Here is a 16,268-nt window from a genome sequence, read left to right as displayed (position 1 = left end):
TATCTATCAACTTCCTAGTAATTGTAAGATAGAATTTTAGGGTCTTTTGATACAACAAGTATTAAATACAAAGCTCCCTTGGAGTTTATCAGAAACCTGAAAATCTGGTGAGTTTTAAGAGCATTATGTTTTTTGAATTACATAAGTCTTGATTTTGTTGATGTGGTCTTTTTGGTGCTTTAGAGATTAGTTTTTAACTACGCTTCTAACTTTCATTATAGTTGCTACATCAAAAATGACTCTTTTTATCTTTCTTCCAGTTGCATCTTTTGTTAGGTCAACGCTTATAGGATTTCTTAAAGGTGTTCCATTTTGAGATATACATATTACCATCTCAGGAGAAATATCGTACTCTGAGTGTAGTCTTTTCACTATTCCTATTTCATTTGTTGTTAGTTCTACTACGCTTCCTTCAGATATTGGGCTCTGAATTTTATACATCTTTGAGATTTCTATAGAAAACCTTAATGATATCTCTTCATCATACTTTGTTCCTGCCATTTTTAGTATCTCTTCAATCGCAACTCTTACGGGTAGTGCTGGTCTATAGGGTCTATCTGTTGTCATTGCGTCAAAGGAGTCGCATATTGAAACCATCTTGGTATAGATATCTATTTTACTTCCATCAACACCTAATGGGTATCCTTTACCGTCAATCTGTTCGTGGTGCATAAGGACTATTCGCTTTGAAATTTCATCTATACCTGTTGTATCTTTTAGTATTTGGTATCCTATAACTGGATGTCTTTTTATGGTATCTATCTCAAACTGCGATAGTGGGTCTTTTTTGTTGAGTATTGAAACAGGTATCTTTATCTTACCTATATCTATCAACAATCCCCCAACACCTACTGCACATACTTTATCAATTGACATTCCTAGTTTAGTTGCTATGAATGATGATAGAATGCTAACATTAACTGCGTGTACGTAACTGTAGGTATCATGTCCTTTAAGGTCAAGTAAGTTTATTGTTTTACCTACTCCGAGTTTTATCTCTTTCGCAACTTCATCAACGGATTCTTTCACCTTTTCCGTATTCGGCATCTTGCTATTGGTTATATCAAAGACAACACTTGAGAAGCTATCATATATCTTCTTCTGTGTTACCTCAGATATCATCGGGTTCTCTACTGATTGTTTTGAGAGCGAAATATCAGGCGATATAGGTCTGTATGTTAATTGTGTTATACCAAGTGCTATTAAATTGTCAATGAATTCTTTCTTTACAGGGACTTTGGCAGGCCAAAGAAATCCTCCATTCATATCGTATATGTTTCCGTTCAAAATCATCCCCTCCTTCAAGAAGGAGACAGGAACTACTTCACTTTTGTCAAAATTTGACATATATACTTAATGTTATATATTCATAATCTGGATTGCAATAAATTTTTTCAATAATCTTACACTATCTTTGCACGGAGTTTTACAGTAAAGTATTTAGTCAGATTTTTTATTTCCAACATTTTAAAGTTATTTGGTGCTATAATTATGAGCCTCAATTGTTATTAATTTGTTTTGTATTTTTTTGGATGTTTGATGGATAATATTACCATTTATTTGAATTAAGGTTTGATATTGTTTTACTTGATAGTTGTTTTGATATTTTTGTTTGAATTTTGCTTCTTGACTTTAGAATTCTGTTTATATAAAGATTATAGTATGAAATCAACGATTTCAAAAGAGGAGATAATAGAAGAGATACTTACACTTAAGAGGGAGAAGAACGCAGTTATACTAGCACACAACTACCAGATAGGAGATGTTCAGGATATTGCCGACTTTGTAGGTGACTCTCTTGGGCTTTCCATAAAGGCAAAGGATACTGATGCTAGTGTAATTGTATTCTGTGGTGTTCATTTTATGGCTGAGACTGCGTCAATACTGAACCCTGACAAGAAGGTTTTGCTTCCAGACCTTGAGGCAGGATGTTCGCTTGCGGATAGTATCACCGTTGAGGAGTTGAGAGAATGGAAAAGGAGATACCCGAGTGCTGTTGTGGTTTCTTACGTTAATACAACAGCTGAGATTAAGGCTGAAAGCGACTACTGCTGCACTTCTTCAAACGCTGTTAAGGTTATACAGTCTATACCTGAAGACAAAGAGATATTATTCCTACCAGATATGTTTTTGGGTAGTTATGTAGCGAGAGTAACTGGTAGGAAGATACGAGTATGGGCTGGTGAGTGTCATGTCCATGCTAACATAAGGCCAGAGGATATTGAAAAAGTTAGAGAAAAACATCCAAGTGCTGATTTTCTGATCCATCCGGAGTGTGGATGCACGACGAGTTGCTACTATTATGTTGAAAGTAAGGACATAAGCTCAAATAATACTTACTTCTTATCAACAGAAGGTATGATAAATTTTGTTAAGAACTCTCCAAAGAATGAATTTGTTGTTGCGACTGAGGTTGGGGTTTTACATAGAATGAAAAAATACAAACCTAATGCTAGTTTCTACCCCGTTAGTGAGGAGATGGTGTGTGAGTATATGAAGAAAATAACACTTGAGAAAGTTTTAGAGTCTCTAAGGCATGAAATATATGAAGTTAAAGTTCCTGAAGAGATAAGACAAAAGGCACTTATACCTATCCAAAGGATGCTCGAAATAGTATGAGTAGTAAAATAGATGTAGAAGAACTTATTGATGTTATAACGAGTAGTTATGAAGATATAGACCAATTCTACAAAAGACTTCTTACATTCCTATCTGACATAACAGATTCGGAGATAGTAGGTATATACTTTCCTGATAATATATCAAACAAAGGTTTGGAATTGAAGTATCTGGTTGAGAAGAGTGGTCATGGGGTCAAGTTTATAAAGCACAATAATTATTATCTACCTTTTGATAAAGGTATAGTTGGCTGGGTATATAGAAACAAGTCTATGTATGTTTCAGACAATACCGAAACTGATAAGTTCTACGTCCCTCTTGATGAGAGGAAAAAGTCTGATATAGCAGTGCCAATAATCTCTTATGATGGTAAAGTTGTAGCAGTGATAAACTTTGAAAACTATCAAGAAGATAAGTACTCAAAAGAGGATCTTGAGAAGATAAGTATCATAATACCTCTTGTTTCAACACTTATAGAATATAATACAAGGATTGAAACGAAAGAGTATGAAGCAAAGTTTTACAGATTACTCTACTCGGTGTATAGGATATTTCAGAGTTTAGATGACCTTGATAGTATCTTCAACAAATTGATGAACTTTTTGATAGACAATTTGCGGATTGAGAGAGGAATGATATTCTTGCTTGATGATGGTAAGAATGAGTTAAGTATAATAAAGAGTTTTGGTCTTACTGGGGAGGAAGCGAGTAGAGGAGTTTATAGTATTGGCGAGGGTATAGTGGGAACTGTTGCTTTGACTGGTAAGCCTATCTCAATACCTAATATATGGGAGGATAAAAGGTTTCTTGGTAAAACGAAAGCAAAGCGATCAAAAGCAAAGAGAATATCTTTCTTCGCAAACCCTATAATGTTTGAAGATAATACTTTAGGAGTTATACTGATAGAAAAAGAATTCACAAACTCTTCCGAGTTTGAGGTTGTCAGTAGGTTAATGAAGGAGGTATCAGAGCTTCTTGCTATATCGGTTTTGAGATACTCAAAGGCTAAGAAGGAGAAGGAAGATCTCATAAGCGAGAATGAAATGTTGAGAGAGCAGCTTCTTGAGAGGTATGGTGTGAGTAATATAGTTGGTAAATCTCAGAAGATGCTTGATATTTTTGAGATAATTAGTATTGTTTCAAAAACGAACTCAACTGTTTTGATAGAAGGTGAGTCTGGGACTGGTAAAGAACTTATCGCAAAAACTATACATTATGCCAGTAATAGAAAAGACAAGCCGTTTGTTGCGATAAACTGTGCTGCTATACCTGAGACACTGCTTGAGAGCGAGCTGTTTGGATACAAGAAAGGAGCGTTTACGGGAGCAATTTCTGATAAGAAAGGTAAGATTCTTCAATCTGAAGGGGGAACTTTATTCCTTGATGAGATTGGTGATATGCCTTTGTCTCTTCAAGCGAAGATATTGAGAGTGATACAGGAGAGGGAGGTTGAACCTATAGGTGGAACGCCCGTGAAGGTGGATATAAGAATAATTGCTGCAACTAATAAAAATCTTGAGAGTCTCGTTGAAGAAGGTAAATTTAGATTGGATCTCTATTATAGGTTGAATGTGGTCAAGATAGAAGTCCCTCCTCTTAGGGATAGGAAGGATGATATTCCATTGCTTGTAGATTTTTTTGTCAATAAGTTTTCTAAGGAACACTCAAAGAATATAGAAGGCGTTGAAAAAGACTTTATGGAATTATTCCTAATCTACGAGTGGCCAGGAAATGTGAGAGAGCTTGAGAATGTTATTGAACATGCTGTTATAATGTCAAAAGATAAAATACTTACCAAGGATTTGCTACCTAGAAGGTTAAGGGAGATATCTAGAGTAACGCCGACATACGAGGAGAGAATAAATCAGATAGTATCTGAATATGTTTCATCTATTGACCTTTCAAAAGAAAATGAACTGTATGACAAAGTTATAGACCCTATTCTTAAAAGCCTTATAAATCAGGTTGTGGTTAGGGTTAACAATAACAAAGTTAAGGCTTCAGAGATACTGGGTATAAACAGAAACACTCTGTTTTCGTATATGAAGAAGTATAGAATTTAAGTTTTTGAGATTTTGATGAAGGGTGTTGTATCATTTAAAAACTTTTGAACAAAGGTTAGTTTCCGAAAATTTTAGTATTGATAACATTTGATAGAGGAACTAACATTTTTTATAATTATAATGTGTAGGGTAGTATATGACATCTGTGTTGTCTCAGGAAGAAATAGATAGCTTACTCTCTGCTCTTCAGACAGGTGGTGAAATAAAGGAAACACCTTCTGTTATTGCTGCTGAGACACCTGCTGCTGTTGCTAGGAAGAATATAAAGAGTTATGATTTCAGAAGACCTGACAGGTTTTCTAAGGATCAGTTGAGAACCCTACAAATGATCCATGAAACATTCGCAAGGCTAACATCAACATTTCTGTCTGCACAACTTAGATTAGTTGTTCAAGTTCATGTTGCTTCAACAGACCAGCTTACTTACGAAGAGTTCTCAAGAAGCATACCATCACCAACTACTCTAGGTATAATAAATATGGAACCACTCAAAGGTAATGCAGTCTTGGAAATAGATCCTACGATAACATTCGTCATCATAGATAGGCTCTTTGGAGGGAAGGGAGAGGCACTTAAGGATAATAGGGAACTTACAGATATTGAAAAGTCTGTTATGGAAAGCGTTATAGTTAGAATTTTATCCAATTTGAGAGAGTCTTGGGCGAATGTTATTGACTTAAGACCGAGACTAGGTAATATAGAGGTTAACCCGCAGTTTGCACAGTTGGTCCCTCCTACTGATATGGTGGTTCTGATAACATTTGATGTCAAGATGGGAGAAGCTGAGGGGATGATGAACCTTTGTGTTCCTTATGTTACGATAGAACCTATAATGTCTAAATTAAGTGCTCAATACTGGTATTCTGGAATAAAGAAAGTCATGACCAAAGAAACACTGGACTTGGTAAAAGATACCTTAAACAAGGTGGAACTTGATCTGAGTGTGATAGTTGGTTCTACTACTCTTAAGTTCAAGGATGTGAATAAACTCAAAGTTGGTGATGTTATAAGACTTGATCAGAGTATCAAGGATAATATGATCGTAAAGGTTGAGAATAAGAATAAGTTCTATTGTAGGCCTGGTAAGGTTGGTAAGAAATTATCTGTTCAGATAACTGGTATTATAGAAAGACTATCAGAAGATATATTAGAGTTAGTTTTAAGGGAGGTAGAAGACTAGTATGTTTGGAGGAGAAGGACATCTTTCACAGGAGGAGATGGATGCACTTTTGAGTGGGACTGATACTTTTGATACTTTCAAAGGTTTTGATATAGGTAGGACAGTTGATACAGGGGAAGGGTTACTTACTGAAGTTGACAGGGCTAACCTTACAGAACTATTTAGACAGATACTTGAGGCTAAAAGAAACCTACTCAAGACTCAAACTGGTAGGGAAATTTCTGTATCAGGATTAACTATAGATACATTTGACTCGTTTAGGCTTTCATCAGAGATAGTTGGAGAAGTAGTTGATGTAAAGTTCAATATATCAGGTAATCTTACGGGAGAGATACATTTTATATATCCTTCTGCTACAGTTTTGGCTATAACCAACCCCCTCATAGGTGATGAAGCAAATACTATACTTACGGACCTTGTTATAAATACCTTTGAGCAGAATATGTCAATCGTTATTTCTAACTTTACTTCAACACTCTCCGAAAGGATAGGTAGAACATTAGCGGCCGGTAGTCCTACAGTTCAGAAATTACCTGACGCTAGAAGTATTCCGCTTCCTAATATTCCGATGGTTATGTTATCTTTTTCAATGAGTGTAGGTAATAGGCAGGGAAAGGTATATTTCGTATTCCCTCAAAATACTGCTAAACAAATGATAATTTCATATACGACCAAGAAGATGCCAGAAGTGGAGAGAACTACATCAAAATACAAAGGTGAACCTGAAGAGGCAGGTAAATTAGTAGTCAGACCTGTTGAGTTTGGTAATCTTGAGGAGGTTTCCGTTGAAGCTGAAGGCTCGCTGGCTTTGATTCTTGATATACCTGTCCAGATAACGGTTGAACTTGGAAGGACTAAAATGCTTGTAAAGGAAGTTCTACAACTCGGTGAAGGTTCTGTCGTTGAACTTGATAAGCTGGCGGGTGAGCCTGTTGATATTATGGTCAACGGTAGGCTCATAGCAAAGGGTGAGGTTGTGGTTATTGAGGAAAACTTCGGTGTAAGAATAACAGAAATAGTTAATCATATTGATAGAATGTTCAAGTATTCTGATAGAGGATAATAAAGTTTTAAGTAATTTTTTTAGATAATTATATTAGGGAATTCCGAAATGATAACCGAGGAAATTGTTCAGGATTTTACTAGGATTCAAAAAATATTGCAGTATTTCAAAGAAAACAAAACCCCATTAAGTATAAAGACAGATAACGGTATATCTTTAGTATCTGTGATAAGTGATTTATCTAATAATGTTATACTTTTGAAAGATGTTTCTGTTATCACGGGTAATTCCTACCTAGAAGAGTGTATAGGTGTGAATTCTTTGGCCGAGGCACCTTATGGAGCGAATACTGTGAAATTTGATACCTCATTGATAGACAAGTCATCTTTAAGATTTCCTCAGAAGTTGCTTATGCACCCTAAGAGGAAATATACAAGAATACCAGTAAGGGATAATGTCCTCATCACTAATATGTATGGTATTCTATCAATGAAGGTTATAGACCCTACGATAAAAGATAGCACGCTACAGCAAAAAATAGATGCTATATTAAAAACCATAGAAAGTAGTGTAAGAAGAAGTGAAAACTATGATTTTGCCAAGGTGATGTTATTTGACGGGTCTGAGAAGAGTGGTGTGTATTACATAGTAAAGCAGATGAAGAAACCTTTTGCAGTTTTTGATACATCAAATATCAAAATTAAAGAAGATTTTGTCCTCACTTATGAGGATTACATAAAGTTCATGGCACAGATTGGTAAGAGCTACTCTGAAATAAGTAAGAGTATAGATGAGATTAAAAAGTTTTATACTGACAATAGAATCTTGAGTGAGGCAGTAGTTCCAATAATATTTGATGAAGAGGCAATAGGCATAATAAGAGTTATGTCAAGGAATCAGAAACTTACTACTGGTATGATAAAAAGGTTGGTATCTGCTTCACAGAATGCGTCATTAAAGCTTGAAACGGAAGGTTCATTTGAAATAATAACCAAAGAGAACCAAGAGATAATTGATATAAGTGTTGGAGGAATGAGAGTATTGATAAGAGACCCTGTATTCCCTAAATATACAAGACTTGGCAAGAGGTTGTTTTGTCAGATTTACTTTCCTGACAATACCTCAATAAAAACATTGTCATCCGTTGCGAATATCTATGGAAAAGCTGGTGATGAACTTGTTGATGTTGGTCTTAAGTTCTCACAGAATATGGATTGGAAGGATAGAAATAAGCTTGAAAACTTCATAAACTCAATATTGGATCTTGAACGAAAAGGAGCACACAGGATCAAGAAGAAGAGTTAATAATTCAGTATAGCAACACCTCTTACTTTACTGTTTATGTCTTTGAATGTTATAAAGTTTCTGAAACCTTTGAGGTAGAATATTTTTTTGACCTTCTCCGCTTGTTTTTCGTCTCCTACCTCGAGGATTATTCTACCGTTCTTCCTTATAAAGTCTTTGACCTTATCAGCGATTCTTATGTAGAAGTCTAATCCTGAAACACCACCAAACAATGCTATAATAGGTTCTTTTTTTACATCATTAGGAAGATTTTGGTAGTCCTTTATTGAGATGTAAGGAGGATTTGAAACTATAAGGTCAAACCTTCCCCAACCTATATATTCCCATATATCTTCAAAAACATCGGATTTTATAATCTCAACTCCATCGGTATTTCCAAGTATATCCTTGACATTCTCTTTGCATACATCTATGGCAATCTCGGAAATATCACACATAACTACATACGAAGAAGGAAATATCTTCTTTAATGTTATTCCTATCGCTCCAGTTCCAGTGCCTATGTCTAGTATGTATCTAGGATTTGGACAAATGTTTTTAGCAACCTCTATCACTGCTTCCGTGTCAAATCTAGGTATTAGAACACCTTCCCTTACTTTGAACTTATAACCCCAGAAATACTTGTATCCTATAATGTATTCAAGAGGAGTGAAATCCTTCCTTTTCTCTACCATACTTATTACCTTCTTAATATCTTCTTCACCAACTTCAAGATTTCTGTTAAGATAAATCTGAACTCTGTCTATACTTAAAGCATTTGATATTATTATCTCTGCATCTGTCTTGGGAGTTTCTATACCAGAAACTGATAGGATTTTTACAGCCTCTTTGAAAAGGTCAAATAGTTTCATATATCATAGTATAATCAAAACACTAATTACTTTGAAGTTTTTAGTAAGTAGAGCGTTTCAATGTTGTTGGAAGAAGTTTTTTGATACGAATGATTCTAGTGCTTTAACTACTACCTGGTCATATAGATTTGGGTGCTTCTTAAGGTATTCTATTGCATCTTGTATTGATAACTTTTCCGATTCTCTACCGTTTATCAATCTCTCAAATTTATCTGCTACTGCTACTATTTTAGCAGGTAATGGTATTATGCTTCCGTATAGACCTTCAGGACCACTTCCATCCATCCTTTCGTGATGGTATAACACCATAGGTAAATACTTGATGAATATATTGCTACTCTCAAGTATTCTTCTACCAATCCATATATGCTTCATAACTTCAGGATTTTCGTAAGAACTGCCTTCTAATAAATTCCTGTGGTCTACCCCTAGAAATCCTATATCATGCATCATTGCTCCTTCTCTTATGAAACTAACAACTTTTCCATCCAGACCTAGTTCTATAGCTATACCTTCTGAAATAGTTACTACATTAATTGAATGTTGCTTCCTCAAGGGATACCTTGCCTCAATCTTGTTTATCAAGAGAAACAGAAAGTCTTTAAATTCTTTCAACTGATGCTCAATTATAGCATCTTTTTTCTCCTTTAGTAAATCAAGCGATCTCAAGGTGTGTAAATACTCTTTGGATGTTATGTATATTGAACTAAGACCAAGAGGTAATAGTGAAAACAAAAGGCTAGTTGAAGGATAATCCATTAGTGTAATTAGAAAAACTATTGAAATTATATTACTAAAGGATAATATCCTGACATTCTTTTCTGAAAACCAAGCAATACTTATCATTATATTAACTAAAGATAAAATAACTACATAGATAATTACATTTCCTAGACCTAGTAGTTGAATTGCTAGTGCTGCCAATACCAGCAAGGATGTTGTGATATGGTAAAATGTATAATTTCTTTGAGAGTAGTGTAATTTGTTTGACATATTCGTCTCGGTTATGAATTTACCAACATATACTAGTCCATATATTATATACACTATCTCACTGGTTCTTAAAAGGTAGATAAGTATAGAACCTATCAGATAAATAATTGAAGCAATAATAGCATTTGCCGATATTATCTTCATTCTTTTTGCTTTTATTTTGACAGAAAGTATGGTCATAATCAGTAGATATGTGAGTGTTCCAGATACTATTGATGCAAATAGATAGAATGTTATCTTCTCTACTTCCATTCTACAACTCTTTATTTGCTACCTTGACGAATATCTCGTAGTCTTGACTTGAGAAGAAGACTAACCTTATCTCCTTTAATTTAGGGTTTTTTGAGTAATCTTTCAAGACTCTACACACTACCTTTGCTGCTTCTTCTTTGGGATATCCATAGACACCTGTTGATATAGCGGGGAACGATATAGTTTCGCAATTCATTTTCTCGGCTAGAGAGAGACTGTTTCTGTAAGCATTTTCTAATAGTTTCTCTTCGTTGCTATTACCGCCATACCATACAGGTCCTACGGTATGTATAACATACTTTGCTTTAAGATTTCCTGCTGTTGTTGCGACTGCTTCGCCTGTTGGGAGACCGTTTGGGTATTGGGTTTGTCTTATCACCTTGCATTCCTCAAGTATTTTAGGACCTCCCTTTCTGTGTATAGCACCATCAACACCACCTCCTCCCATAAGTGAAGAATTAGCAGCATTCACTATCGCATCAACTTCCTCTTCAGTGATATCACCAACCTTTACAAGCACAAGACCATTCAGAAACCTTCTCTCCATATCCGTTATTATCAAAAATATTTTTCTTCGGATTCAATTAGCAAGAAAAAACATCGGTAGGTTTCAATTCTCATATGAACTGATAGGGTAGGGGAGATTACATCGGTTATGAAGCAATGTAATCTACTGTCTCTTGTAGAACGAGTATCCTTTTATATACTTCCACTCTGGGGTAAGTAGCATAACTTGATAAGGTTCTAGATCAACATTTATAGAACTAATTTCACAAATAAACTCTCTACCTGAAAAGTAATCTCGCACCTTGAGTGCATCGTGAAAGTGTGAATATGGAATGTATATTCTCTTCCTAACTCTCTCGTTCTTTGGATTTATAACTACTATGGAAAACTCTTCTCTTTTGTCACTATACCTGATAAATGATATTAGTTTGTAGTCTGTTAGGTTTGTTAGGTTTTTGAATTTACCTTCTTGGAGTTCTTTTCTACTCTTTCGTAGTTGGATGAATGTTTTGTAAAGTTTGACTACATCAGAGTTCCAATTATTTTCGTCAAAAACCATCACATTCCTAGCACTCGCTTCACCTATTTTAGTGCTTCTGATTCCTACTTCTTCGCCATACAGTACAACAGGTACGCCAGGGAATGTGAATTGAATTGCGAGGAGTATTTTGTAAATCTTCATATCGTTTATTCTGTCAAGCACTCTTGTTGTATCGTGTGAGGATAGGATGTTTAGGGAGTTTAGGAGCACTTCGTAGTCAAAATCGCTTATTATGTGGTCCAATGCGTTTGAAAAGGTTTGGATTGATATTTCGCTATTCACGATTGAAAACAGGAGTCCTGTTAGGTAATAACTCTGTAGCGAGTCCAGAACTTTACTCCACTCTCCTGCGAAGTTAAAAACTTCGCCCATCACTAGAAAGTTGTCATTCCATTTGTGAGCGGTATCTCTTATTAGTTTGACTACTTTCATTCCTAAGTCGTTTGCGCAATCAAGGCGCACTCCATCAATTCCTTTGTCCATCCAAAATTTCAAGACACTTCTACTACCTGTTATAAGTTCTTCCAAGACTTCGGGGTTGTCTAGGTTCAGTTCTACTAAATCACTGCCTCGCCATCTGTTGTAGTCACCTTCGTCAGTGAAGAAGTAGTTTTTGTATTTAGAGTTATTGTTCTTTGCTTCTTTAAACCATGGATGGTTTTGGGAGGTATGGTTGAAAGGGATGTCTAGAATAACTTTTATGTCTCTTTTGTGACATTCTTTTACGAGTGTTTCAAAATCTTCGTTAGTTCCGAGTATCGGGTCGGTTTGGAAGTAGTCCAGAACATCGTATCTATGGTTTGTTTCTGCTTTGAATATGGGGTTTAGGTAGATAGCATTGAAACCAAAGTCTTTGATATAGTCAAGTTTTAGAATGATACCTTTCAGGGTTCCTCCATAGTATTTTTGGGGAACTTCGTTGGAATTGTCTTTGAAGAAAAGGTCTGGGAAGACTTGATAGAGAATTCTGTTTCTAATCCACTTCGGCATAGGTTTTTGTTTCTTCAACGCCGAGGTATGCGTCAATGACTCTTTTGTCATTCTTTACTTCTTCTGGTGTTCCTTCGGATATTTTCTCTCCGTGATCAAGAACTATAACTTTGTCAGATATTGTCATAACCAACATCATCTGATGTTCTATAAGAAGGACGGTTATACCCATATCTCTTATTTTGGATATTATCTCCATTATTTCGTTTGTTTCCTTATATGTCATACCTGCGCTAGGTTCGTCTAGGAGTAGCAGTTTAGGTTCGGTTGCTAATGCTCTTGCAATCTCAAGTCTTCTCTGGAGCCCGTAGGGTAGGTTTTTTGCAAGGACATTTAGGTAATTCTCAAGTCCTAGCATCTTTAGGTAGTAGATTGATTTTTCTTGTATTTCCTTCTCGGTTTGGTGGAAATCTTTGTTTCTCAATATAGCGTCAAAAAAGGAGGATAGCCCTGACTTACTTCTGACGTGTCTTCCAACCATAACATTTTCAAGTGCCGTCATATTGTAGAAAAGTCTTATGTTTTGGAATGTTCTTGAGATACCTATTTTAGAGCATTCATAGACTTTGATGTTTGTAATATCTCTTCCTTCAAAGATTATTTTACCGGTGTCGGGTTTGTAGAATCCCGATATGATATTGAAAAGTGTAGTCTTACCTGCGCCGTTTGGTCCTATTATTGAGACAATCTTACCTCTTTCAACTGCGAATGATACGCTACTGACTGCTTTTATGCCTCCGAAGTGTTTTGAAACATTCACAACTTCAAGTATTATGTTCTCTTCGGTCATAATGTAATATAGGATAAAAAATGAACTTGTTGTAGATTCAAGTTAAAGGTGTGTGGATGTAGAACTTTTTCCCGAAGTCTCTTGGATTTTCTGAGTGTCTGAAAAATTTTTGCGTCCAGTTAGATTAGTATGACTATGTTTGATTATACGAATTAGTCAAATATGATAAAATCAGAAACTTTCTACAAGGGGATTGAGAGTTACTTGGGTAGGTTATGAAAGTAAGGTATTCACAATACTATTCAAAAAATAGCAAACTCTTAACCAAACTTCAGGTTAAAGTTGTTGAAATTTGTATAACAAATATTTATATTAGAAATTTAGGATAGATGGTTATGTTAAAATTTAGTGCCATAATATTATATATTCAAGGAGGTATCAACATATGAGATTTTACAAGATCCTACTAATTTTGACTTTAGCCCTATTTGTTGTATGGGGCTACTTTGGTTGCAGTCCGACGCCGGAACAACAGCAACAAGGCGGAGGGCAACAAGGTGGTGGCGGACAACAGCAAATACAAGACACTAACCGCCCAACAATAACCATCACCTCTCCAGCAAACAACTCTACGAACAATACCTCTAACATCACAGTATCTGGAACAGCAAGTGATACCAACGGTAGTGGTAACACAGGTGTTAAAGAAGTGTTTATTAGAGTAGGAACTTCTGGTAGTTTCTACAAAGTAACAGGAACTACCAACTGGAGTACTAACATAACTCTATCAGACGGTTCATACACTATCCAGGCGTATGCTGTTGATAATGCCAACAATACTAGTGTCACACAATCAGTTACATTTGTCATTGACGCAACAAAACCAACTGTGACCATTTCTTCACCAGCAAACAATAGTACTGTTCCTTCAGGCTTCTCAGTAAGTGGAACGGCAAATGATGCTGGAACAGGTCTTAAGGCGGTGTATTTGAGAGTAGGGACTAGTGGTGCTTTCGGGCAGGTAAGCGGAACTTCTTCTTGGAGTACCAACCTCAACATTACAACATCAGGCTTATACACTATCCAGGTCTATGCAGAAGATAACGCAGGTAATGTTAGTTCCACCAACTCCATCAACATAACCGTTGATATTAATTTCCCTGTCGTTGAAATTGGGTCTCCTGGTACGAATAGCTCAATCGTGCTTACAAATGTTACCTCACTCGCAGTAAGCGGAACTGCTCTAAACACTGCTACTGTGTTCTACAGATTAGGAACTACTGGGATCTTCTCAATAGCATCAGGAACTAGCTCTTGGAGCACTCCTTCTTTAACCTTAACTTCAGGGACAAACATTGTCCAAGTATTCGCAACAAACGCCGCTGGAATGTCAAGTTCAACACAACAAATCATAATTGTTGTTGATAATAACCCCCCCTCAATAGCAATCTCCTCACCATCAGATAATGATATAGTCCCGGCATCCTTCTCTGTAAGCGGAACAGCAAACGATACAGGAGTCTCAGGACTTAAGGCAGTATACCTTAGAGTAGGGACTAGTGGTGGTTTTGGGCAGGTGAGTGGGACTTCTTCTTGGAGTACCAACCTCAACATTACAACATCAGGTTCATATACTATTCAGGTCTATAGTGTTGATAATGTTGGTAATACTAGTTCCACCAGCTCCATCAACATAACTGTTGATGCAACACCGCCGACAGTTTCTATCTCATCTCCGGCTAACGGTAGCACTGTTCCGGGTATCTTCACTGTAAGTGGGAGTGCGAACGACACAGGTGGTGCAGGTCTTCAGGCTGTTTTTCTCAGGGTAGGGACTAGTGGTGGTTTTGGGCAGGTGAGTGGGACTTCTTCTTGGAGTACCAACCTCAACATTACAACATCAGGTTCATACACTATTCAGGTCTATAGTGTTGATAATGTTGGCAATACTAGTTCCACCAGCTCCATCAACATAACTGTTGATGCAACACCGCCGACAGTTTCTATCTCATCTCCGGCTAACAACTCTACCATAACTAACAACTTACCTGCAGGTGGGGTATTGATACAAGGAACGGCTTCAGACAACATTGGTGTAGCTCAGGTATATGTATCAGTAGATGGAGGTCCTTTCCAACTTGCAACAGGGACTACCTCTTGGTCTAGACTCGTGAGGAACTTGAGAGAAACTACAATAAACATAGTAGCATACTCAGTTGATACTGTTGGTAACCATAGCACGACGAATACAAATACGGTAACCAATAATGCAACCTTCCTCGGCACTGGTGAGTATAATTTCTGGGCTTCTCAAATAAAAGATGTGTATGTAAAAAGCGGTTCTGGACAGCTTACGATTGACATCATAATTAACAACACTGCTACAGACGACCACAACCTGTATGTCTTTGTGGACATTACCAACATGACAACAGGACATCAACCTACAGCAACAGGTTGGAGTGGAGATTGGACAACAGGCTGGGGTAACTTTTGGTTTACAAACAGTGCTGGTATCAACGCAGACCTTGTGATATGGGGTTGGCTTAGGAATTCATCGGGTTCAGGTGGTAGTAGAGCATTAGGTGCTACTAATGCTAACAAAATAGTGGGAACTGCATCTTCGGTTTCAGTATCACATTCCATGACATCTATCGGTGGTGGAGATTATAAGTATTCATTTGTTGTAAGTTACGCAAACATAGGTTCTGGTGCGTCAAGCGGGCAAGTTGCTAATGTATATGTATTGTATGGAAGGAGCGGCGGAACAGCGGGTGAAGAAGGTATGCGCTCAATATACCCATCAGGTGTTTCAAGAACAGGTGCAGGTGCGTGGGGTCCATATATATCTGATATCACTAACAAATCAATAGATTATGTCCTTAACCCATAACAATTTCAAGGGGGCTTTGTCCCCCTTCACTACAACTTTAGAAAACCTTTTTCTACAAGACTTATAACAAAAAATCCTGAAAAAGTGTAATGTTGAAATCTAGAAATTATTACGTTTATACTCTCTATCATAGATAGAATCTATGATTAGATTTTCTGTTTTTAAAAAAACATGTTATAATATTTATATAAGACATAAAGGAGGTATAAGCGTATGAAGCTTTACAAAACAATACTAATTTTGATTTTAGCTGTGTTCGTGGCGTGGGGCTACTTTGGTTGCAGTCCGACGCCGGAACAACAGCAACAAGGCGGAGGGCAACAAGGTGGTGGCGGACAACA

General features: G+C 36.6%; 12 protein-coding genes. 6 read left to right on the top strand and 6 right to left on the bottom strand.

Annotated features, from left to right (window positions below; translation table 11 throughout):
* Nucleotides 1-186: 186 nt before the first annotated feature.
* Entirely contained in the window at nucleotides 187-1,347 is a 1,161-nt protein-coding gene (locus tag NZ579_04440; protein ID MCS7299198.1) for an HD-GYP domain-containing protein, read from the bottom strand.
* A gap of 315 nt (nucleotides 1,348-1,662) precedes the next feature.
* On the opposite strand from NZ579_04440, the gene nadA reads away from it, so the two are divergent.
* The 5 genes from nadA (at nucleotide 1,663) to NZ579_04415 (ending at nucleotide 8,170) form a co-directional block, all read left to right on the top strand.
* The gene (gene nadA, locus NZ579_04435) at nucleotides 1,663-2,619 is read left to right on the top strand and encodes a quinolinate synthase NadA (protein ID MCS7299197.1); all 957 of its coding nucleotides are present in this window, start codon (nucleotides 1,663-1,665) and stop codon (nucleotides 2,617-2,619) included.
* On the top strand, nucleotides 2,616-4,682 hold the full coding sequence (locus NZ579_04430) for a sigma 54-interacting transcriptional regulator (protein MCS7299196.1): 2,067 nt from the start codon (nucleotides 2,616-2,618) through the stop codon (nucleotides 4,680-4,682). Before nadA ends, NZ579_04430 begins: the two co-directional genes overlap by 4 nt.
* A 136-nt stretch (nucleotides 4,683-4,818) precedes the next feature.
* Nucleotides 4,819-5,862 carry a flagellar motor switch protein FliM gene (fliM, locus tag NZ579_04425; protein ID MCS7299195.1) on the top strand — a complete coding sequence of 348 codons (1,044 nt, stop codon included), beginning with the start codon at nucleotides 4,819-4,821 and terminating at the stop codon, nucleotides 5,860-5,862.
* Between the two features lies 1 nt (nucleotide 5,863).
* Nucleotides 5,864-6,925: a flagellar motor switch protein FliN gene (gene fliN / locus NZ579_04420; GenBank protein ID MCS7299194.1), complete on the top strand. Its 1,062-nt coding sequence runs from the start codon at nucleotides 5,864-5,866 to the stop codon at nucleotides 6,923-6,925.
* A gap of 48 nt (nucleotides 6,926-6,973) precedes the next feature.
* Nucleotides 6,974-8,170, top strand: a complete 1,197-nt coding sequence (locus NZ579_04415) for a DUF1577 domain-containing protein (protein MCS7299193.1) — start codon at nucleotides 6,974-6,976, stop codon at nucleotides 8,168-8,170.
* On the opposite strand, the gene prmC is transcribed toward NZ579_04415, so the two are convergent.
* The 5 genes from prmC to NZ579_04390 form a co-directional block, all read right to left on the bottom strand.
* Nucleotides 8,167-9,021 carry a peptide chain release factor N(5)-glutamine methyltransferase gene (gene prmC / locus NZ579_04410; GenBank protein MCS7299192.1) on the bottom strand — a complete coding sequence of 285 codons (855 nt, stop codon included), beginning with the start codon at nucleotides 9,019-9,021 and terminating at the stop codon, nucleotides 8,167-8,169. The two genes, NZ579_04415 and prmC, sit on opposite strands and share 4 nt — an antisense overlap.
* 57 nt (nucleotides 9,022-9,078) lie before the next feature.
* Entirely contained in the window at nucleotides 9,079-10,266 is a 1,188-nt protein-coding gene (locus NZ579_04405; protein ID MCS7299191.1) for an HD domain-containing protein, read from the bottom strand.
* A gap of 1 nt (nucleotide 10,267) precedes the next feature.
* Nucleotides 10,268-10,813 (bottom strand): O-acetyl-ADP-ribose deacetylase, encoded by a 546-nt coding sequence (locus NZ579_04400; GenBank protein ID MCS7299190.1) that lies wholly within the window; start codon nucleotides 10,811-10,813, stop codon nucleotides 10,268-10,270.
* Nucleotides 10,814-10,936: 123 nt separating this feature from the next.
* Nucleotides 10,937-12,355: an alpha-amylase family glycosyl hydrolase gene (locus NZ579_04395; GenBank protein ID MCS7299189.1), complete on the bottom strand. Its 1,419-nt coding sequence runs from the start codon at nucleotides 12,353-12,355 to the stop codon at nucleotides 10,937-10,939.
* Nucleotides 12,288-13,094 carry an ABC transporter ATP-binding protein gene (locus NZ579_04390; protein ID MCS7299188.1) on the bottom strand — a complete coding sequence of 269 codons (807 nt, stop codon included), beginning with the start codon at nucleotides 13,092-13,094 and terminating at the stop codon, nucleotides 12,288-12,290. Before NZ579_04390 ends, NZ579_04395 begins: the two co-directional genes overlap by 68 nt.
* A 385-nt stretch (nucleotides 13,095-13,479) precedes the next feature.
* On the opposite strand from NZ579_04390, the gene NZ579_04385 reads away from it, so the two are divergent.
* Nucleotides 13,480-15,927, top strand: coding sequence for an Ig-like domain-containing protein (locus tag NZ579_04385; protein ID MCS7299187.1), 2,448 nt, complete (start codon nucleotides 13,480-13,482; stop codon nucleotides 15,925-15,927).
* Nucleotides 15,928-16,268: the final 341 nt, after the last annotated feature.

This window comes from Spirochaetota bacterium, from assembly GCA_025061835.1.
In the GTDB taxonomy this organism is placed as follows: Bacteria; Spirochaetota; Brevinematia; order DTOW01; family DTOW01; genus SKYB106.
The sequence above is the reverse complement of the archived record's forward strand: the minus strand, read 5'-3'. Positions and strand labels throughout refer to the sequence as shown.